This is a genomic window from Companilactobacillus heilongjiangensis, assembly GCF_000831645.3.
GTDB classification, from domain to species: Bacteria; Bacillota; Bacilli; order Lactobacillales; family Lactobacillaceae; genus Companilactobacillus; species Companilactobacillus heilongjiangensis.
On record NZ_CP012559.1, the window covers coordinates 1,262,578 to 1,285,211 of the forward strand.

Sequence of the window (22,634 nt, forward strand, 5' to 3'; positions counted from 1 at the left end):
ATAGTATACACTAAAATTGATTCATATTGTTAGAATTATTAAAATTTCCATTAAAATTATTTTGAGGTTGGTTTGAACCACCGTTCATAGGACGATTTTGTTGGAAATTATTGTTTGAATTATTATTATTGAATCCATTGTTATTCATTGGTTGTTGTTGTTGATTCATACGAGGATTGATCTCAGTATGACCACTTTCAACGCCAACGTGATTATTCATATTAGCAGGATTAGGAACGACAGCTGAAGCAAATTGCTTTGTTTCATGATCTTCAGGTAATCCGTTAGCAAAGTCACGACCAAAGACACGTTTTTCAAGATTTGAAAGACGTTTCAAAACATCATAATTAGTTGAAGCTTCAGCAGTAGCACTCATAGCAGGCTTTTGTTGAGGTCTCATTCTATTATTAGTATTTTGTCTTGGTTGTTGAAAATTTTGACCTTGACCATGATTACTTGTATTGCCAGCACCAGCATTGTGAGCTTGCATCAAACGGTCATTTTCTGACTTTAATTGACTAATTTCATTTGAGAAAGTTTCGTAGTCCTTGATAATTCCATCTAAGAATTGATCAACTTCAGTTGGGTCATAGCCACGCATCTTAGTTTTAAATTCTTTTTGTAAAATATCATTTGGTTGATAATTTAAAGAAAGATCATTACCATTACCATTTTGTTGATTCATTCCATTCATGTTGTTCATTTTTAAACACCCCAGTGTTAATTATTGTCGATTTATCTTATACCTTAACTATCATATAACATATTAGCAAAGTCTTGCATAGAATCAAAATCAATTAATTCCAACTGATAGTTATTCCCACGGTCTTGATAGTCCTTGATAGCTTCATAATCGTACTTTGGTTTTCCACCACTATCGGGATCATAGAATACCAGCGCACCATCAGTATGTTCTAGCATAAATTCTTGCCATAGTTTCAATTGCCTAGGATTATGATAACTCATATTACTAACTTTATTAACATAGTCCGCATTTCTTAAAAAAACATTTAACAATGTCTGATTGGCTTCATTCCATTGACTGCCAAATTCTGAAAACGGCAACATTACTGCATGTTTAATATTATAGTCTTTTTTCTTTATTTCTTGAACTGCTTTTCCAACAATTTGTTCCGTTCCCATTTGCGCCCCAGTTAGGATCCATTCGGTCCCATCTTCGGCGTAATTAGTAATCCTTTGTTCAAAAAAGTCTTGAATTACTTTAGCTTTTGGGTCATTATCTTTAAAAATACCTAGCTCATAAGAGCGGTACCCGGTGATCCATAAATTTTTAATCATAAAGAATCCCCCCAATAATTAATATCTTTGCCATCATGGTATAATTTGCACAGTAGGAGTTGATATTTTGAAAATAAACTACCCCGATGGACGAATCTTTAACAGTCCATCAAAACCTTCTCCAAAGGTCAGCACCGAAACGACTGCCAAAAAGAAAATGATTTTCGGTGATCGTGGAATGACCTTGGAAGAAGAAATTAATGAAAGCAACAAGTATTACCGTAGTCACGAAGTTGCCGTAATTTATAAAAAACCAACACCACTTCAAATTGTTAAAGTTGATTATCCAAAAAGAAGTCGGGCTGTCGTTAGAGAAGCCTATTTCAGACAAGCATCAACAACTGATTACAATGGCGTTTACCACGGTTATTACGTTGACTTTGAGGCCAAGGAAACCAAGAATAAAAATACCTTTCCATTGAAGAATTTCCATCAGCACCAAATTGACCATTTGAGGATGTGTCAAAAACAAGGTGGCATCTGTTTTGTTATTATAAAATATGTAACCTTAAAACGCTATTTTGTAATGCCAGCAGATGATCTCTTCGAACACTGGGATGCGCAAAAACATGAGGGTGCCAAATCGATCCAATTGCAAGATATCATCGACTGTTCGATTGAAATCAAAGCTAATTACGATCCTACTCTACCCTATATTGATGCGGTACAACAATTAATAGAAAGTGGGAAGGAGAAACATGAATAATAAAAGTATATTCACCTTCAAAAATATTTTTAAATGGGTTGCGTCAATCGCCGCAGTTTTAATTGGAATATTTTTGTTCATCTTCGTATACTATGCCTTCAGAGCTCCAGCAGTCAGTCAGGAAAATCTTCAAAGTGGTGGCTCTTCAACCATTGTTGATTCCTCCGGTAAGACGATTGCTTCACTAGGAGACAATAAAAGAAATTACGCAACAATTGATAAAGTTCCTCAAACAATGCAAGATGCCGTAGTTTCGATTGAAGATAAAAACTTCTACAATGAACCACTTGGAGTCGATCCAATCAGAATTGCTAAATCAGCCTTCAACAATGTTACTAAAGGAACGTTGCAAGGTGGTAGTACCTTAACCCAGCAACTGATTAAGCTGACCGTCTTCTCGACTGATACCAAAGATCAAACCTTTAAACGTAAAATGCAAGAAGCTTGGCTGGCCATGCGTGTCAGTCAAAAGTTCTCTAAGCAACAAATTTTGGAATTTTACATTAATAAGGTCTATCTAAATAACGGTATATACGGTATGGAAACTGGAGCTAAATACTATTATGGCAAAACTTTGAAACAACTAACTTTACCAGAAATGGCACTTTTAGCTGGTTTGCCAAATGCTCCAAGTAATTACGATCCGTATACTCACCCTACCGAGGCCAAGCAAAGACGTGATCTCGTCATCAATGCTATGTACGATAACAATAAGATTACCAAAGCTCAGGCTGATGAAGCCATCAATACGCCAATCAGCAGTGGTTTGCAACCTTATAAGAAAGTAAGCAACAGCAATAATAACAAACGTATTATTTCTGACCCTTACATCAAGGAAGCCATTACTGAAGTTAAGAAGAAAGGCTTTGATCCATATCGAGACAATTTAAAGATTACTGTCAATATGGATTACGATGCCCAAAGAAAACTTTACAACATCGTTAACTCTGCTAATTACGTTCAGTTCCCTGATTCTAAGATGCAAGTCGGAGCTTCAATCGTCAACCCTAACAATGGTAAAGTCGTTGCCATGGTCGGTGGTCGTAACTTAGGCGATATTCAATTTGGTTTGAACCGAGCTGTTCAGACTGGCCGTAGCAACGGTTCAACTATGAAACCTATTTTGGACTACGCTCCAGCAATCGAATATCTTAACTGGTCAACGTTCCATCAAGTTGATGATTCCGAATACACTTACCCTGGTACCGATATTCAGTTGAAGGACTGGGATGAACAATATGAGGGTGAAATGAGTATGAGAAAAGCGCTTGTTAACTCTCGTAATGTTCCTGCTATCAGAACTTTATCAGCAGTTGGCTTTACCCAAGCTAAAACGTTTGCTAAAAAGCTTGGCATTACCATCGGTAGTGACGAAGGATTATCAGCCGGTATCGGTAGTAAAGTTTCTTCACTTCAGGGAGCTTCTGCTTATGCAGCTTTCTCTAATGGTGGAACTTATTACAAACCATACTATGTTTCAAAAATTGAGACAGCTGATGGCTTAGTTCACAACTACAGCAAGTCTGGTACTGAAGCAATGAAGGATTCAACAGCTTACATGATCACCGATATGCTCAAGGGTGTGCCTTCATCTTACGCTACCTACGCCAACATCTCGGGACTACATCAAGCTGGTAAGACTGGTACAACTAACTATTCTAATGAAGCTATTGCAACAAATGCTGCTTTAAGCGGTACAGCAATGGATTCATGGTATAACGGTTATACAAAGAATTACTCAATGAGTGTTTGGACGGGTTATGATTCACCTAACCAAAGTGGTATTTCATCAACCTACCAATCAGTTGCTGGTAAGATTTACAAAGCTGAAATGAGCTACTTGGCAAATCAAACTAACAGCAATCCTAACTGGAAGAAACCTAGTTCAGTTGTGTCTGCGATGATCAAGACTTCAAGTACAACTACACCAATTGTAGCTTCTCCAAGTTCTAGCTCATCATCATACACAAGAGAATTATTTGTTAAGGGACACGCTCCATATGACCCTTATAAAGACTCTGATTACAGCACAAGCAGTGCTTCTAGCTCAAGCACTAACCAAGTAACAACTAGTCGCCCATCAAGTAGCAGTTCCGAATCTAGCGATGAGGAAAATGACACTACTTCCGATAGCAACAGTGAAACTGGTACTGGTTCAGACAAGGATAATTCAACTGACAGTAATTCCACGACTTCAGATAATAACTCAACAACTAATAACAACAATAATACCGGTTCAAACGACAGCAATGGCGGTACCACTTCAAATAACAATAATGGTGGTACTTCGACCGGCAATAACAATAGTAACGGTGGCGGTACAACTACTGGCGATTCTAACGGCGGTGGCACATCCACTGGTGGAACTGGCAACACCGGCAGTACAACTAACAGTGGAGCCAGCACTAACGGTTCCTCAGCTACTGAATAAATATGTTTAAGACTCAAAAAAAGCACCCTGCAATCCAACTTTGGACTGCAGGGTGCTTTTTTGATTTGGTTGGAAAAGAGTTACGTTCTATCGCATTTCTTGCAAGTGGCAACTACATCCAACACTATTTTTATTTATCTTCATTCTCTTTATTTAAACGATCACAGTCCAAAATCAATTGATTAGTCTCTTTAGCTGGATCGGTCTTCATTGAATACTTGCGACCATATTCAATCATCGTATGGTGTGCTCGATGCAACTCTTCAGGTTCCATAACGCTGACGATTTTCTTTTCAACTTGGACCGGATTAGCTTTAGCATCGATGAAATGCAGTCGTTTAGAAATGGCCGATACATGTGTATCAACCGCAAAAGTGGACTGACCAAAAACATCGCTTAAAACGACATTTGCCGTTTTCCGACCCGCTCCAGGTAACTTCATAATTCCAGCACGAGTTTCTGGTACCACATCATTTAACTCTTCATGGACAATTCGGGCGGTCTCAATGATATTTTTAGCTTTGTTATGGAATAGACCCACGCTCTTGATAATTTGTTCAACATCCGAAATATTGGCATTCATCAAGTCTTTTGGTTCAGGATATTTTCCAAACAAAATCGGTGTAACTTTATTAACCGAAACATCGGTTGCTTGAGCGCTCAGAATAACCGATACCAAATACTGAAATGGAGTTCTTGAATCAAGTGATGGACCAATTGGTCCAATATCTTCTTCCATCTGGTGAATTGCCCAGACAATTTGCTCATCTTTTAACATATTAATATCCCAGCTTCTTTCGACGTTCTTGTAATTGTTCCGCTGACTTAATATTACTCTTTTCCCAACTAATTAGGATTCGATCCATGTATTTCAATGAATATGCTTGATTCAAAACAGCTTCACGCAATGACAAATCTATTAAATCAATACTGTAATGGTCGTCATCAATCCACTGATGAATCTGTTCTTGTTCAATTGGTGACAATGGTCGCCCAAATTCGACTTCAATTTTTTTGAACAATTCTTCCGTATCAGACATCAATTTGTCCTTTTGGTTGGATTGTCTTTCCTGACTCAACAAGTTTTTAATACGGTGAAAGATTGGTGTCAAAGAATAAATATCACGTTGTTGATGATGATCCATGACCGTCTTCAATTCAATGATACCAAGTTTGATCATGCCCTGAATAACCGCATAGATACTTGTTTCATCCATACCGGTATCATTGGCTAGGTCCTTGGCCATAGGGAAAGTATTTCCTTGTTGGGCGTACATGGACAAAGCCAAATAGACTACCAAGTCTTTTTCAGTCATACCTAATTTGTGGTAGTTTTTCAAAACTAAATTGTTGATATTAGTGCTGCCACTGTCGACAAAACTATTAAATAATTCATCGTTCATATTATTTACTCCAGTGAATAAAAAAAGCCCGAGAACACAATTAATCTCGACTCTTTTTTAAGAAAATTTTTATTATGCCACCTCCGGTTGACAACAATTTTCACTGCTATCAACCTCCGGCTAGGGTAATTGTAACTCTAGAGTTTTTGGCTCAAATTACTTTTATCAAATGATTATTTATTTAATCTATATAATATTTAAAATTTACCGCAGCCGACAAAAGAGTCGGAAGAGCTGAAAGGTATTAACATGCAGTGAAAGTGGCGTTATGGCTTTAGCCATTACACCACCGGGCGAGTTTGGATACTTGCGGTTTTTGCAAGCATTCAAACCGAGGTTCGAGACCGCACTATGGCTCGGACCGGTCCGCACAGCAGGTTAATACCTTTCAGCTCTGGAGACGGAAAACCTAAATATTATTGATAATTTGTAAACTCTTCCCTGTTCTGAAATCGATCAAGTTATATCCAACACTACCATTCTTCTTTTGGAATGCTACTTCCCACGTTGGCTTATTTTTATATAAACCAAGATTGATGTGGAGAATCTTTTTAGCACCATAGTTTGAAGCGACGGTATCAACAACTGTTTGACGAACGGGAGCGTTATTTTTGTTAAAGATTTCTGTTTTACCACTCTTGGCATTGATGATGATATAGCGATACTTTTGACCTTTGGTTAAGCCACCTACGGAATAATATTGCTTTTCTCGCGTATAGTTACCGAAATAATCTGGTTGAACAATACCCGCTTTTTCTTTAGCAATGTCATTAGCTTGCGACTTTGCACTCGAATATGGTGCAAAAGAAAGGTTCAAATAAGTTAAGGCCGAGACCACTGCCAATGCAATCAGAGATAAAGTCAATAAGATTTTTGTACTTCTATTCATAATACGTCCTTTTTTAAATAACAAAGATATTAATAACGCACAGTGCATGTTAAATATGCAAGCACTTCCGACTAATAATGGAAAAAATTCCGTGCATTAAAACAAATTATCGGGAAAAGCAATTGAATACTTTTACATTCAATTATTACTGATTACTCAGTCGGAAGAGCTGGGAAATATTTGTGTGCCGTGGTAGTGGTATAAGTACGGGAGAAATTTCCCGTACTTATACCACCGGGCGTGTTTGAAGACTCGACGAACTGTGTCGAGTCTTCAAACCGAGGTTCGAGACCGTACTTTGGCTCGGACCGGTCCGCACAGCTTGTGAATATTTCCCAGCTCTGTAGACGGAATATTTAACTAGCACTACACGTTACATTCTAGCAATATTTTACCTAATTCAAAAATTCATTTATATCTTTTTTAATTAAATCCATATCCTCATTGATTATTGGTAACCCTTTTGGCAATGAATCTAAAATCATTTTACCGTAGCTCTTCGTCAAAATTCGATTATCTAGCAATAGAATGACACCACGATCTGTCGGTGTTCGAATCAATCTACCTAATCCTTGACGCAATTGTAAAATGGCGTTTGGCAAAGAGTCCACTTTAAAGACGTTCATATCTTGTTGTTTAAGAATATCTTGTTTAATCTTCACATCTGGTTGTTCAGGAGATTCGAATGGAATTCTTGTTACAATCAAAATTTCGAGAACTTTCTTAGGAAAATCGACACCTTCCCAGAAGGAATTGGCACCTAATAACACGGAACGTTGACCAATCGCAAAGCGCTTCTTGATCTTCTCATTCGAACCAGTTACGCCTTGGGCCAAAATTTCCCACTTCTCTTTGACATCAGTACCCATCAAACGCTCGTAGACTTTGCTCAACGTGTTCAATGAGTTGAAAAGAATCATCGTTTGATGGTCGAGATTATCTAGCACATCAACGATATAACTTGTCACCATGTCAAAGTAGGCATCGCTTGAAAGTGACTGGATATCTGGCAAATCAGCTGGCAAATAAATCTTACTATTCTTCGAAATACTATTGGTATCAGGCAGAATTACCATTTGATTAATCTGATTCTGATTGAGCTGCGTATCCAAGATAAAGTGTGAGAAATCCTTTTGAACGGTAATAGCCGCCCCAATCGCAAAAATCTGACTGAATCGATCGGTCGTTTCCGCAATTAAATCGTGAATGTCATACTGTCTCCAGCTAATCTTCAACGTCTTAGGATCATAATAATCACGCATATCCAGTTGAACACCAAATTTATTGTCATCGCCTTGAAGTGCTTGCAATAGTTCATCCAAGTTCTTCAAAACAGTTTCTAACTTAGAATTTTCAATCGTTAAATTAGAAATAACCTTTGATAACTCAACGGAAATAAAGTTCTTTTGGAAATTATATTGATCGAATAATGTCTCAACACGGTTAGAAATCAACGACAACTCAACAATCAAATCTGACAACAATTCAATCATTTCAGCATTTTTCTTACCAAACTCGTTGCTGCTATCGAGAATTGAAACGAAGTTCTCACGGTCCTTGAATCGAACCTTGTTACGAACGTAGTTGCCAAATATATTGTATTCAAGACGTTCCATCAGTTCATCAACGGCTTGGAAATGAGTCTCCATATTTTGGAGATCTTGATAATTCCAAAGTTGAGTCGTCACCTCGGTAAAGGCATAACGTAATGTAACTCGATTTTGATACAAAATATCACTGATTTTCTTGACGTATTCATTCATTTGCAAGAAATCAATTGTTGGTGAACTGGCATCCCGCAAGCCACTGGCAAAGTGATTAGCTTCATCAATAACCAAGTAAGAATTGCCACCCCAGAATTGACTGTCCAAATGACGTGCTAAGAAAGCCTGATTGGTAACTAAGATCTTTGACTCCAAGTAACGGTTCTGTTGATACATCCAGAAATCATCATTGCTAAAAATCGTATTTTCTTTTGGCTCACCACGATGACGAATAATACTGAACAGCGGACTGTTGTAGTTAGTCAAATGTAACTCGCTCAAGTCCCCTGTTGTCGTCATAGTCAACCAAACGATAATCTTCATCTTCAAAATAGCCGTGTGGCTGTGCAGACGATAATTATCCAATGCCTCAAAGAATCTGTCTAAATCGATAAAGTTATAGCTGCTTTTGACAATTTCAGCATGATAATTATTGTTCGTTACTTGATTCAACAATGGAATTGACTGTTCCAGAATTTGTTGCTGCAAGACTTTGGTAGTTGTCGCAACGACAAGTTTTTGATCATTATTGACCAAATAAGACAATGGCAATAAGTAACCCAAAGTCTTACCGGCACCAGTTGGCGCTTCAATCAAATTCCATTTTTTGACTTTGTCGCGATGTTGGCTTGTCTTATAAATGTTATCCATCAATTTAGATTGATTTACTCGATAATCCAAAACGCCGTCTAATAGTTCCTTTTTGGCTTCACGTGTTAAAGGATATTTAGTCGAATGATCAATTTGTTCACTGACGTGGTAATCCTTTTTGCGTAAAATCAAGCCATTTTTTTCAAACAGATAAGCCGGTAAAACTTCTGTCCGAGCTGTCTGTTCCCGTTCTTCCAAAATAGTTTTAAAAACTAAATTAGTTTCACGGATTGTATTCTTACCAAACTTAGTTAACATTCGTAACGTTTCCAACGGCAATTGTTGAATCCGTTTCAAAATGATTAAGAATAATTCAGCAGTTACATGGGCATCACTGTTGGCACTGTGCGGATTTTTATGCTCAATGCTTAAATAATGCGTTAAATCTTGTAACTTATAACTGCTGATTGTTGGGAAAAGAATCTGCGCTAATTCAACAGTATCGATAGCTTTGATATTCAGTTGATTCATTCCGATACGTTTAAGTTCTCGATTTAAAAAGGTCAAATCAAAATTCACGTTATGTGCAATAAAAACTCGATTTTTTAAAAGTTTAAAAATATCAGGTGCAACTTCTTCAAATGTTGGTGAATCCTTAACATCGTCATCACTCAAGCCGGTTAAAGCTGTGATACGACCAGGAATTGGTACCTTGGGATTGATCTTTTGATCATAAATATGTGTAATTTCACCATCTTCGATAAGGGCACAGCCGAATTGAATTATACGCCCGTTGTCGTGCCAATTAGAATTGGTCGTCTCTAAATCAACAACAGCGTAAGAATTTTTCAAATCATTCACCTCTCATCTTTTGTTTTCTAAAGGCTGACTGCTTCGTTAGTCTTCAAGAAATAAAGATATTTACCCTCTACGGGTTGATTTTTAATGGCAGAGATTGCCTCTGCATATAAATTGACTTGTCCAGAATATTTCGAAATTAATTCCGAATGATTTTCAGCTGTGACATGATCCGTCTTATAGTCAAAAATCGTTATTCCGCTGTCCAATTCAATCACACCATCAATAATACCATGAACTAATATTTTATCGTTAGTGGAATAGTCTTTGATATCGGTTTTGAACAACTTTTCGGCCGGCATCAGGATTGAACAAGGAAATTCACGACTAACACGCTCATGATTTTGAACGATTAACTGTCCTAAATCACTTTGGTAAAAGTCGGCTAACCCTTGTCGGTCAATTTTTTCAGCTAATTCATCCGTCAATAATTTTTGGTTGACCAAATCTTGAATCAATTCGTCAAAGTCAACGACTGTTGGAGTTTTTTCAATAGAAATTTTTTGTAAGACTAAGTGCGTTGCACTACCTACTTCAGTATTCGTTACTTTCTTTGATTGTGTCAAAAATTGCGGTTTGTCAAATGAACCGAGGTTATAACGATAACGGTCCTCGAGTAAATCTTCAGCCATATTCTCATCATCTGGATCGGCGAATAAGCCCTTAATTTCGGAAACAGATTGGTATGCGGTTGTTTCAACTGATTCTTGATATGGATATTTGAAATCTAGAATTCCAGAAACTGACTTCTTAAATGTTTCATTGATTGGTTCCGGAGCAGCTTTAGGAATAATGATTTCTTTAGCTTGATTGGTTGTGGCGGCAACTGGTATGACGTTAAAACGCAGCTTAATCTCGTCATCGTAATACTCTTCAGTATCGACACCATTCAAAGTACTCATCCCAACTAAGTTTTGGAAATTGTTAGCACCAAGTCTAGCTGAAGCATTAAGTAGTCCACCGGTTGCTGGTTTATCAAATGCTTGAAATAGCTTAGATTCATCTTTTGCAAACCCGAACATGATCAATTTTTGCTTAGCACGTGTTAAAGCAACGTACAAGAGGCGCATTTCTTCAGAAACGGTCGAGATTTTCTTTTGATTACTAATCACGCCACGTTGCATAGTTCGATATTGCAGACGTGTCTCGTTATCAGCCAAGGTAATCCCAATACCTTTTTGGGCATCAAAGACTGTGTTGGAGTTAACATCCATCATATTGAAGTTCTTACTCATATCCAAATACATGACAATTGGAAACTCCAAGCCTTTAGAGCCGTGAACTGTCATAACTTTGACGGTATCATCATTGGCTTCAATACTATTTGGTTGCGCTAAATCCTTATCAAGGTCTTGCATTCGTTGAATAAAACTGATGAATTGGTGCAATCCTTTGAAATTATTTTCTTCATAGGCATTGGCACGTTGGTATAAAGCATGCAAATTAGCAGCACGTTGTTTCCCACCAGGCATCCCTGAAACGTATTCCAACAGACCAGTTTCTTGATAAATTTTCCAAATCAACCGAGCAATACTATTTTTATTAGCAAAGTCGCGATAGTTTTCCAATTGTAGCAAGAACGATTTCAACTTATTTTGAATATGTTCATTAGCGTCTTCTTGATTCAAATACTTTTGAATTGCTGTGTAATACATATTTCGTTTGTCGACCAAACGGATTTCAGCTAATTCTTCCTCATTCAAGCCAACGATTGGCGAACGCAAAACAGCCACCAAAGGGATGTCTTGATATGGATTATCAACAATGTTAAGCATTGCCATCATGATTTGTAATTCCGTCGTTTGGAAATAGTTTTGAGCATCAGTTACCATTACCGGCACATTGACCTTCGAGAAATAAGACACAATGTCGGTATTGTTATCACGAGTCCGAGCCAAAATTGCAATGTCAGAATATTTCAAAGGACGAATCTTTTCTGCTTCAGTGTCCTTATCCATTTTGCTATCGTATATTTCAAAACCACTGCTAATCAAGGATTGAATCTTAGTTGCGGCAGCACTGATCAACGTTTGGCGCTTACTGATTTCAGCTTGATTACTGAGACTTTCTTCATTCAACTCGTCAGTTGGTTCTTCACCGTCATCTTCGTCATCGGGTGCTAAATAAACGTTAAACTCATTTTCAGTGTCGACACTGTCCGGAAAACTGGTTCCCGTCACCAATTTAGCTTTTTCATCATAATCAATATCACCAATTTGCTTGTCAAAAATTCGTGTGAAAATTTGGTTAACAAAGTCATCAACCGCTTTAGAAGAACGGAAGTTTTTGGATAATTGAACTAATTCGGCGTCATTATCATCCCTTTGGAAACGGTCGTACTTTTCCGTAAATAGTCTGGGAGCAGCTTGACGGAATCCATAGATTGACTGTTTGATATCACCAACCATGAAACGGTGATTGCTGTCACACGACAAAAGATCAACGATTCGATCCTGCATTTCATTAACATCTTGATATTCATCAATCATTAATTCGTTAAATTTATTTTGATAGAACTCTTGAGCAATCTTACGGCCATCAACCGCACCGTTAAGGATATCAACAGCTTTATGTTCTAAATCATTGAAATCTAGTACATGACTGTTGGTTTTTAAATCGTCGAACTTCTTGATGAAACGACGTTCAACTTCGACCAATTTATTAATTAATCCTTCAGCGTCACGTAAAGATTGATTGATTTCATCTTCAGAACGCATGAAATAATCTTCAATTAATTTGTTACGGCGTGTGGTAAAGTTTGAAGCCATTTTTCCTGCAGCCTTCATCAAGGTGTCATCTTTACCCTCTTTGTCGGCTTTGCCCACTTTATCCTTCTTAGCATCAATCTTGAAGGTCATCAATTCTTCACGTAACTCTTGATAGGACATCTGTGACATTGACTCTTCCAAATGACCAATTTTTTCATCACGTTCTCTTAAAACAGGCATATATGAGTTTGCTAATTCATCGTTACCCACGAAGTCAACAGTCTCACGGTTATACTGACGTAAATCTTCCAGTCTTTGTTTGATTTGGGGCAAGAACTCTTGCTTATAAAAGTCTGTTTCAATAAAACTATCTTTAAATTGGTAAGGCGTCACCAAATTATCCAACCAGGTATCCGTGTCTCGGTTAGTAATCGCAAAATCATAAGTTTTAAAAATAACGTCCTTTAAACCATCATCAGAGCGGTCGTTGGTAAAGTTATTAGTCAAGTCGATAAAATCGGCATCGTCTTTACTGTAGTATTCGTCGCGAATCAGATCATAAGCTTGCTCTTGAATGATCGACTTTTCAGTATCATCACTTAACAAACGGAAGTTTGGATCGAGGTCAATCACGTAGTAAAACTTCTTGATAACACTCAAGCAAAACGCATGAATCGTACTGATATTAGCCATCGGTACATGATAAATTTGTTTTTGTAAATGATGTTTAATTTCCGAATCCTGAGTCTTATTGACTTCTTTTTTCAAAGCTCGTAAGAGTTTTTCTTTCATTTCCTGTGCTGCAGCTTCAGTAAAAGTTACCACAAGTAAATGTTCAATATCTTCTGGCTGATGATCTTCGTCACCAATTAGTTCACGCAAAATACGCTCGATTAGAATTGTTGTTTTACCAGAACCAGCCGCAGCTGAAACTAAAATATCATGTCCACGGTGTTCAATCGCTTTTTTTTGGTCAGCAGTCCATTTAGGCATTATCTTTCTCCTCCAAAACTTCGCCGATTTTATCTAAGACGTCTTCTTTGTTGTAATTAATGATGTCGTGATATTCATTTTCAGGTAACATCGCATCGAATTCAAAAATTGGTCGATAATCACTGTATTGCAAGGCTGTCTTTTTGGCATAGCGATATGGATTCAACTGCAATTTTCCAGAATAAATCTTTTCTCCAGCATTTTTAATCAAATGACGGTTGTAATTGAGAATCTTGAACAAATCATCATCGGTAATAACTTCTTTTTTACTAAAACCGACGACTGGTGATTTATCAGATCTCTTAGTGTTTTTATTCCGAGCTTCTAAATCAAAGTTATCCAATAATTCCTCATCATTAAGTAGAATTCCCTGCAATTTGAACTTGCTCAAAATCTGTTGTTGCAGTGACGTACTAGTCTTCTTCAAGGGGATAAATGGATTGACAATGTGTTCATACAAAGCTCCACCAATCTTAATGTCCTTGTTGCCATCCTTAAAGCGGTCCAAGTTTTCACTAACGCTCTGGATGTACGTTGGCATTTGCATCGTAATCCCATCAAGAAATTGTGAGTAATCAAATCTACGGTCACTGGATTTGTAGTCAATGATGGCCAAATATGAACGGTCATCAAGTTCCATTTCATCAATTCGGTCAATTTTTCCACGAACATAAATTTCATGCCCATCAGGCAAGCGATAAACCATATATGGCAAATCTTCTTCATTATTCAAACGTCCAAACGTAACTTCTGAACGCTTAGGCACAAACTTATTCCGTTTATACTGCAATTTCATATTCTTAACCAATTGCACCAAAGTGCTCTGCAGCTTATTAGAAATATAAAGCATTCGGTCAGATGACTTAAAAATCTTGTTTTCTGGCAATTCAGCTTGCTCAGCAAATAAATCACCAACTAAAGCCGTGATTTCAGTATCTTCAAAGTCCACGAGATTCTTACCAGTCTTGTTCAAATATTTAACCAGTGCATCCAAAACCGCATGGAAAATCGATCCCGTTTGAGCTGGTGTGATTTCAAATAATTGACGCGGATACAAACGCAAGCCATATTTCAAGAAATACTCATACTCGTTCATATAGAATGTTTCCAGCTGCGAAATCGAAACTTGAATTTTGTCGCCATACAAAGCACTGACAGTTTCCGGATTCAAAGCGATTGGTTCATTTTTATATGCCAAAGAACTCAAAGCAAAGTCAGCTACTTCTGGTTCACGCTGTGTTAATTGATTTTTGACATAATTCCAAGCATTCGGCACATCCACTCGTTTATCCAATGCAGCACGTGACACACGAATCAAATAATTCAACGTCGATGCTTTGGAGCCAATGTATTCCAAGACGTGATTATAGTCAGCTTCAACAATTTCAGGATTGGCTAATTTGTCTTCAATCGTCAAATCAAAATGTTGTTGAATACGTTTAACGTAACTTGATAAATCTTGTTGTTTGCTATCTTCTGACAAGTTGGGATACGTAAAAATCAAGCGTGTCGAACTAGTCGTGAAAGTAATGTCGTGCAAGAATGGTTCGGAATTATTGACGACTTCATCTGAATCTTTCAAGAACTTGCCATCGGTCAAATTCTCATTCAAGAAACCACGTTCATCATCGGTAACCAAATTGTTAGAGACGGTTGAACCCGGCATGTTGCTAGTCGTACTGCCCAGAATAAACGTAACTTTTCGATTATCTGGTTGAATCATCCCTATTTCGGAAATACTGACAGCATCCAAAGTTGATGGAACTTGCGAATAGGTAGCACTTTCAAAGGCAGCATCCAAAATACTGATGAAATCCTTAGAATCAAAGGTCTTTTCGCCAAAGACTGATACATATTCATCAAGGATTTGATTGAATAAACTGACGATTTGAACTGGTTGATCAGCCAAGGTAAGATTTTTCTCCTCGGTTGCTTGTTGTTGCCATTTCAATAGCTCCGTAAAGACACTGTTTTTATTTAAAAATTCATAGAGAGCAGCAGCACTAGTAGTAGAATCAGCTGGATCATCTAGAAACTTTGTTAATTGCTTAGCAATATTTTTAATAAAGGCTTTGATAACGTTGATTTGCTTAAATTCATTCAAACGTACTGAATCCGACTTGGAATCTAATTTAACGGTGGGACTAAAAGCATCCCCCATCCAGTTACGTTTGGTAATTCCATTTGCTAAAGCATAGTTTTCTGTTAAATCGACTGCTTCACGGAATCCGGCAATATCGTTCGCAAATTCTTCAGGAATTAATAATTCAGTCCGCAAAAGACTGATAACATCGTCTTCTTGCATTCCGCGGTCATGAATTGCAAATAAGAGATCCAGTAGGCGTTTAAAGGGATGGTTAGCCATCTTCTTCTGTAAATCAATGAAGTATGGCACCTCATTATTTTCCATAAATGATTCGATAAAGGAACCATATTCAGATAAATTACGAGCCACAATCAAGAAATCTTTGTAACGATAATCTTGGCGGGCCACTAATCGTCTGATATATGAACTAATGGCTGATACTTCGGTCTGCTTATCAGTGGCTTTCCAAATCTGGATTGAATTCTTGTTGTCGAGAGTACTTGGCTTAATAGCCCCCACTCCACTAGACTGAATCCAATAATCTTCCAATTTAGCCAAATCTTGATTGATACGTAAATCTTTGGCAAAAAGACTGTGTGTTTCCATACGTTGATTACGAGCAAAATCCGTCAATTGCTGATATGTACGCACTGGACGCATGAAGAACTCGGAATCATCTTTTCCATTGCTAGCTTTATCAGTGATCACCAATGAAACATCGAGATTATGACTGTTAATAGCCATCGTTTCGACCAAATTAAGTTCAGCGGCTGTAAATGTTGAGAATCCCTCAATATAGAAATGATAATGCGACGTATCAAGCCGTTGATTGAGAAAGTCTGCCAGAGCTTCTAATTGAAAGTCATTTGTCTTATAACCTTGAATTTTTTGCAAATATTCGCTGTAGATTAAGTTAAGTTCAGCAATTTTATCCGCAAAAACATCTGTCTGATTTTGAGCCAGTACATCCCCAATATCATCTGGTTGAACTTGTCCGTTCAAAAATTCGTCGAATTGGGAAATCATCTGGTCGATAAATCCTGGCTTATCGATCATGTGCTTAAAAATCTTCAGGTCCTTTTGGTGTACCTGAACGATTTCTTTTAATAACATGGCTGATTTAGTTTGCGTTAAGGTTTCTAAATTATAATCGCTACTGTCACGCAAAAAATACCAAGCCAAACGTGAGAAGGAGAAAGTTTGAACATTGTTTGTAGCAACAATCTTCCCGTCTCCTTGATCAAATGATTTGAGAATATTTATTTCGGATTCAAATTTAATATGATTGGGAACAAGAAAGAAAAATTGTCCCTGAGGATCTTTTTGGAAATCTTCTTGAAACAATTCCATCATCTTTTGATGGTGGTCATATTGATTTTTACCAAGTACAAAATTTAATGTCATTTTTCATCACCCGCAAAAATTTTATCATAGTTAATTGTAAGAAAGTGGAAATCATTGGAATAGATGTATAAAATAAAGACTTAGAGAATATGAGGTGAGCATGTGCTTAAAGGAATAGGTAAAAGTCACGGAAAAACGATTATTATGGGAGAACATGCGGTAGTTTACGGCTACCCTGCCTTCGCAATTCCCCTTTTGAGTACCCCCGTGATTGTTAAAATCAAACAAAGTCAAGCTAGTTTTCTAACTTCAAAGTATTATGCCGGAAAAATTGACCAAATCCCTGACTCATTGTCAGGCGTTAAATATTTAATCGATCTACTAGACAAACAGTTAAATCAAGAACATATCAAGTACACCATCAGTATTGACAGTGGTTTGCCAATTGAACGTGGCATGGGTTCGTCAGCTGCCATTGCGGCCGCAATTACGCATGCATTCTTTGACTGCTTCAATCAGTCACTTGATCACCAGCTATTATTAGATTACGTAAACAAATCGGAAACTATCACCCATGGTAAAGCAAGCGGCTTAGATGCCTTGACCGTCAGTTCCGAAGATCCAATTAAATTTGGCAAGGATGTTGCTCCTAAACACTTTAATTTCAATTCCGATGGTTTCATCGTGATTGCTGATTCTGGTGTCAAAGGTAAGACTAAGGAAACCGTCGCTGACGTCAGAAAAATGTATGATGCTGACGAAAAGAAAATTGGTGCCTACTTACAACAATTAGGCGACTATGCGACGTCTGCCAGTGAGTATTTAACAACTGGACATCTCAAACAATTAGGCTTGGTCTTCTCACTTGCCAATGAAATTTTGACTAAACTGAATTTGGCCATCCCTAAAACTGATAAATTAATCGAAGCTGCTAATAGTGCTGGTTCTCTTGGCAGTAAAATAACTGGTGGTGGCCGTGGTGGCTGTATTATCTGTCTGGCTAGAAATCTGAAAAATGCCCAGATGATTCAAAAAGCTCTGGTTAAAGCTGGTGCTGAACAAACTTGGATTCAACCACTATCAATTTATGCGGAGGACTCAGACGTTGACTAGAACAGCTCGAGCTTATACAAATATTGCTTTGATCAAATACTGGGGTAAGAAAAATAAGCAACTGAAATTACCCTATACAAACAGTTTATCCTTAACACTTGATCGGTTCTACACCGATACTAAAGCAACGATTATCGACTCCGACAAAGATGTTGTTTACCTAAACAACCAATTGCTCGATGATACGCAGAATAAACGTATTTTAAATTACTTAGAAACAATTCGAAATTTTTACTCTTTTACTGACCACTTTCAAATAGACACAGTCAATCACGTTCCAACTTCAGCTGGGTTTGCTTCATCAGCTTCAGGTTTTGCGGCACTAGCAGCAGCAATCAACGAAACTAAGCAGCTTGATTTAAGTCGCCAGGAACTATCCATTTTAGCTCGCAACGGTTCTGGATCGGCCAGTCGCTCCATTTATGGTGGATTCGTTGAATGGCAAGCAGGACATGACAATGAGTCTTCTTTTGCTGTGCCAATTGACGAAACGCCAGAGATTGATTTAGCCTTATTGTCGGTAGTGATAAATAAGCATAGCAAGAAAATTTCTTCGACCATGGGGATGGAAAATAGCGTAAAAAGCTCCCCTTTTTATCCAAATTGGGTTACACTGGTGTCTTCAGAGATAAAAGAAATTAAGCAAGCAATTGCTCAAAAAGATCTTCAAAAAATTGGTGAGATTTCGGAACACAATGCGATGAGTATGCATGCTCTGACGCTTTCTGCCGATCCTTCGTTTACATATTTTGCACCGGAAACTATTCGGATTATTCAACTAATTCAGGAATTACGTCGAAAAGGTTTGTTTGCGTATGCTACAATTGATGCCGGTCCAAATGTTAAAATTATATGTACGAAAGAATCGCTCCCTAAGGTTCAGACATACATCGAACAACAATTATCAGACGTCACTACCGTTGTGGCCAATATCGGTCCTGGTATCCAATACATCTGATACAAATTGAAAGGTATGATATTTTTGTCTACAGGAAAAGCACCTGGAAAATTATATTTGGCTGGAGAGTATGCTGTTGTTGAAACGGGCTTCCCTGCTGTCCTAACTTCAGTTAACAAGTACGTTACCGTGACAGTAAACAAGTCCCAAAATGGTGGTACTATCCAATCCAAAAACTTAAATAAAGAATTGATCCACTGGAACCGTCAAGGTACGGAACTAGTCTTCGACGATTCAGAAAGTCAATTGCAATATATTTTGGCAGCTATCAAGTTCGTTGAAAAATATGCACTGGAAAGTGGCAGTAAATTAAGTTATTACGACTTACTTGTAACTAGCGAACTTGATTCAGAAGATGGCAAAAAATATGGTTTAGGCTCTTCAGCCGCAGTAACCGTTGCCGTAGTTAAGACTTTAGGCGATTTCTATCACTTGGGTCTCACAGCCATGGATATTTACAAAATCTCAGCTATCTCCCACTTGTCAGTTCAAGGTAATGGTAGCCTAGGCGATATTGCTGCAAGTGCCTTTGGTGGCATCGTAGCTTATTATTCACCTGACCGTAACTGGATTTTCAACATGATCAGAAATCACAGTATCACTGAGATTCTGGCACTTGATTGGCCCCAATTACAGATCAGTAGTCTTGAATTGCCAGACGACTTGGAATTAACTGTTGGTTGGACTGGTTCACCAGCTTCAACTTCAATCCTAGTTGACCGAATTGCCCTAACAAAGGCTCAAAAGGTCGAAAAGTATCAAAACTTTTTAAGTGCTAGTCGTCAAAGTGTTGAGAACTTAATCAACGGCTTTAAGACTAACAACGCAACTTTAATTAAAGAAATGTTCAGCAAGTATCGTGAACTATTGAAAGATCTTGCTGAATTTAGTGATGTACATATTGAAACAGAACTCTTAACAAAGCTCTGTGATATTGCTGAAAACCTCGGTGGTTCAGCTAAGACTTCTGGTGCCGGTGGCGGTGACTGTGGAATCGTTTTGAGTGATAAAAAGCTCGATATTGCTGAACTTAAAAAAGAATGGCAAGCAGTTGGCATCACCCCATTAACTTTAAAAATCGGAGACACAATCGCTCATGCCTAAACAGGATGCACAAATGCAACGTAAAGTTGAACATCTTTTCTTAGCGGAAAAGTTTTTTACTGACGAGTCATTTGCTGATTTTGACAGTGTTCGACTATTGCACGATGCTTTACCGGAATTACGGTTGCAAGACATTGACTTGTCGACTAATTTTCTGGGCAGTAAGATGGCCTTGCCAATTTATTTCAACGCCATAACTGGTGGCTCTCGTCAATCAGCTCAATTCAATGAAGAACTTTCACAGTTAGCTCATAAGCTGTCAATTCCCGTTTCCAGTGGCTCAATGGGCGTTTATTTGCGTCTTCCTGCTGAAACTAAGGCATCATTTACTACTTTGCGCGAGAATAATCCAGACGGCTTTGTCATGGCTAATGTATCTGCTAAGGCTAATGCTACTCAGGCTCAAGAGACGATTGACTTGTTGCATGCTAATGCGTTGCAGATTCATCTGAATGTTTTGCAAGAGTTAGCTATGCCCGAAGGTGATCAAGAATTCTTTTGGTTAGATAATATTAAAGATATTGTCAGTCACGTTTCAGTTCCAGTAATCGTTAAAGAAGTTGGCTTTGGAATATCCCAGAAAAACTTGGCTCAACTTTATCGAGTGGGCGTTCGTAACGTTGATATTTCTGGTTTCGGTGGTACTGACTTTGCTCAGATTGAAAGTGCTAGAAATCATGAGTTAGATTTGACCTATCTCGACCGCTTTTCTCTATCAACAGTTGAATCACTCTTGGAATCTCTACCCTATCAAAATAAGATGACCATTTTTGCTTCTGGAGGCGTTAGAACACCAATGGATGTCATAAAAGCGATTCGGATGGGTGCTAGTGCTGTCGGGATGTCAGGCTTAGTGCTCCATCATTTACAAAAATATTCTCTTAGTGAAGCTGAAATCTTCTTCGATGAATTCACTAAGCAATTGCGTTTGATTATGGCAGCAATCGGTGCTAAATCAATCGCGGACATAAAAAAAGCTCCCATCGTATTCGATGAGAACTTAATTAATTATATGAAACAACGAAATATTAATTTCTAACGTCTAAGCCCTTTGGGATAGACGTTTTTTATTTGCTGATTACTGTAACGACCCCAACTGAACAATTTACCTTGATACGATAAACCAATCCATTTATTGTCAAAGTCAGGCTTTGAATCTAAAATAACTGACTCACCGTGCAAGTATTTTTCGAATTGCTCTTGAGTCAATTCATAAACCGTCTTCAATTTCTCAGGTTTGAGTGCTAATATCCACGCGATATCAGGCTCGAACCTATTTTTTTTGAATTCGCCTAGTTTTAGACCATTTCTTAAAATGTGTAATCCTTTAAAACGATTATCCAAACTGGCTGCTTGATACAAGAAATCACTGATCTTAAGCCAATTTGTTTGAGTCAAACTGTTGAGATTAGTTTTGGCAAATTGTTGAACAAATTTTAAATCATCTTTCTTAAGACCATCATTGATTTGACGTTCCTTTGGTTCAACAGTTTCCCCGTCTTTAACTAGCTTACACATGAAGTGTCCTTCACCATTGAATTGATCTGGGAACATGCGTAAAGCCTTTTTCAACTCAGGATTGCCATTTGCCCATTCTGGACGACCATCTTCCATACCGAGATATTTTTTAACTTCAGCCAAATGCATGTCAGGATACTTATCCAAGAACCAAGCGACATTTTGTTCATTCTCTTCAGGTGAGAAAGTACATGTCGAATAAACTAAGGTCCCACCTTGATTCAGCAACTTGTAAGCAGAGTCTAAAATATGTTGCTGACGATTGGCACATTGTTCAACGTAGTCCAATGACCAGTATTCAACTGATTCTGGATCCTTACGAAACATACCTTCACCAGAACATGGCGCATCAACTAAGATTTTGTCGAAGAAGTCGTCAAACTTTTTTTCAAAGTCCTTGGGTGAATTATTAGTTACAACAGTATTAGTAATACCCATTCTTTCGATGTTAGAAGACAATACCTTGGCACGCTTAGCATTTATCTCATTACTGACTAAAAGTCCCTGAGAAGCCATTTTTGAGGCAATATAAGTAGTCTTACTACCAGGAGCCGCACAGAGATCCAAAATCTTCTCATTTTCTTGTGGATCAACGATTTCGGTAACGTACATGGCGCTGGGTTCTTGACTGTAAACATAACCTGATAAATGGTCAATTGAATTACCGTTAATATCACCGAAATAACCGATATTGCTGTATTCCAAGGGTTTATCTAAAGAATACGAAACATTTTGATAGTTAGCTTTGAGTGGATTTAGTCGGAAAGCTTCTTGACTGTCCTCTTGAATAGCTGCAAAAAGCTTTTCTGACCGTTCCCCCATTAAATTACGATATTTTTCTTTAAAGTCATTACTCAAATCGACTTTCAT

At 37.8% G+C, this 22,634-nt stretch carries 14 protein-coding genes and 1 pseudogene; 6 read left to right on the forward strand and 9 right to left on the reverse strand.

Features of this window, described 5'->3' with window-relative positions; all coding sequences use genetic code 11:
* Positions 1-265: 265 nt before the first annotated feature.
* Positions 266-685, reverse strand: a pseudogene (gpsB, locus tag JP39_RS12875) (cell division regulator GpsB); the annotation flags it as partial.
* 62 nt (positions 686-747) lie between these two features.
* Positions 748-1,299, reverse strand: a complete 552-nt coding sequence (locus tag JP39_RS05785; RefSeq protein ID WP_041501097.1) for an SLOG family protein — start codon at positions 1,297-1,299, stop codon at positions 748-750.
* 67 nt (positions 1,300-1,366) lie between these two features.
* Here JP39_RS05785 and recU point away from each other — a divergent pair, with 67 nt between their 5' ends.
* Together recU and JP39_RS05795 are read left to right on the forward strand one after the other, a co-directional pair.
* On the forward strand, positions 1,367-2,005 hold the full coding sequence (gene recU, locus JP39_RS05790; protein ID WP_041501098.1) for a Holliday junction resolvase RecU: 639 nt from the start codon (positions 1,367-1,369) through the stop codon (positions 2,003-2,005).
* Positions 1,998-4,436, forward strand: coding sequence for a transglycosylase domain-containing protein (locus JP39_RS05795; protein ID WP_041501099.1), 2,439 nt, complete (start codon positions 1,998-2,000; stop codon positions 4,434-4,436). The genes recU and JP39_RS05795 overlap by 8 nt, the downstream gene beginning before the upstream one ends.
* 130 nt (positions 4,437-4,566) lie before the next feature.
* On the opposite strand, the gene JP39_RS05800 is transcribed toward JP39_RS05795, so the two are convergent.
* From JP39_RS05800 to JP39_RS05825, 6 genes are all read right to left on the reverse strand, one after another.
* Positions 4,567-5,214 carry an endonuclease III domain-containing protein gene (locus JP39_RS05800; RefSeq protein WP_041501101.1) on the reverse strand — a complete coding sequence of 216 codons (648 nt, stop codon included), beginning with the start codon at positions 5,212-5,214 and terminating at the stop codon, positions 4,567-4,569.
* Between the two features lies 1 nt (position 5,215).
* Positions 5,216-5,839, reverse strand: coding sequence for a DnaD domain protein (locus tag JP39_RS05805; RefSeq protein WP_041501102.1), 624 nt, complete (start codon positions 5,837-5,839; stop codon positions 5,216-5,218).
* A gap of 409 nt (positions 5,840-6,248) precedes the next feature.
* On the reverse strand, positions 6,249-6,728 hold the full coding sequence (locus JP39_RS05810; RefSeq protein WP_041501035.1) for a cell wall elongation regulator TseB-like domain-containing protein: 480 nt from the start codon (positions 6,726-6,728) through the stop codon (positions 6,249-6,251).
* A 395-nt stretch (positions 6,729-7,123) separates the two neighbouring features.
* Entirely contained in the window at positions 7,124-9,934 is a 2,811-nt protein-coding gene (locus JP39_RS05815) for a helicase C-terminal domain-containing protein (RefSeq protein WP_041501036.1), read from the reverse strand.
* Between the two features lie 26 nt (positions 9,935-9,960).
* Positions 9,961-13,641 (reverse strand): helicase-exonuclease AddAB subunit AddA, encoded by a 3,681-nt coding sequence (addA, locus tag JP39_RS05820; protein ID WP_041501037.1) that lies wholly within the window; start codon positions 13,639-13,641, stop codon positions 9,961-9,963.
* A complete protein-coding gene (locus JP39_RS05825; RefSeq protein ID WP_041501038.1) occupies positions 13,634-17,131 on the reverse strand; it encodes a PD-(D/E)XK nuclease family protein in 3,498 nt (1,165 codons plus the stop codon). Before JP39_RS05825 ends, addA begins: the two co-directional genes overlap by 8 nt.
* 102 nt (positions 17,132-17,233) lie before the next feature.
* Here JP39_RS05825 and mvk point away from each other — a divergent pair, with 102 nt between their 5' ends.
* Genes mvk through fni form a run of 4 tightly spaced genes read left to right on the forward strand, consistent with a single transcriptional unit; the run spans position 17,234 to position 21,285 of the window.
* Positions 17,234-18,184, forward strand: coding sequence for a mevalonate kinase (gene mvk, locus JP39_RS05830; RefSeq protein ID WP_041501039.1), 951 nt, complete (start codon positions 17,234-17,236; stop codon positions 18,182-18,184).
* Entirely contained in the window at positions 18,177-19,142 is a 966-nt protein-coding gene (gene mvaD / locus JP39_RS05835; RefSeq protein ID WP_041501040.1) for a diphosphomevalonate decarboxylase, read from the forward strand. Before mvk ends, mvaD begins: the two co-directional genes overlap by 8 nt.
* Positions 19,143-19,166: 24 nt before the next feature.
* On the forward strand, positions 19,167-20,246 hold the full coding sequence (locus tag JP39_RS05840; protein ID WP_245626360.1) for a phosphomevalonate kinase: 1,080 nt from the start codon (positions 19,167-19,169) through the stop codon (positions 20,244-20,246).
* A complete protein-coding gene (gene fni / locus JP39_RS05845) occupies positions 20,239-21,285 on the forward strand; it encodes a type 2 isopentenyl-diphosphate Delta-isomerase (protein ID WP_041501042.1) in 1,047 nt (348 codons plus the stop codon). Before JP39_RS05840 ends, fni begins: the two co-directional genes overlap by 8 nt.
* On the opposite strand, the gene JP39_RS05850 is transcribed toward fni, so the two are convergent.
* On the reverse strand, positions 21,282-22,634 hold the full coding sequence (locus tag JP39_RS05850; RefSeq protein ID WP_041501043.1) for an RsmF rRNA methyltransferase first C-terminal domain-containing protein: 1,353 nt from the start codon (positions 22,632-22,634) through the stop codon (positions 21,282-21,284). The two genes, fni and JP39_RS05850, sit on opposite strands and share 4 nt — an antisense overlap.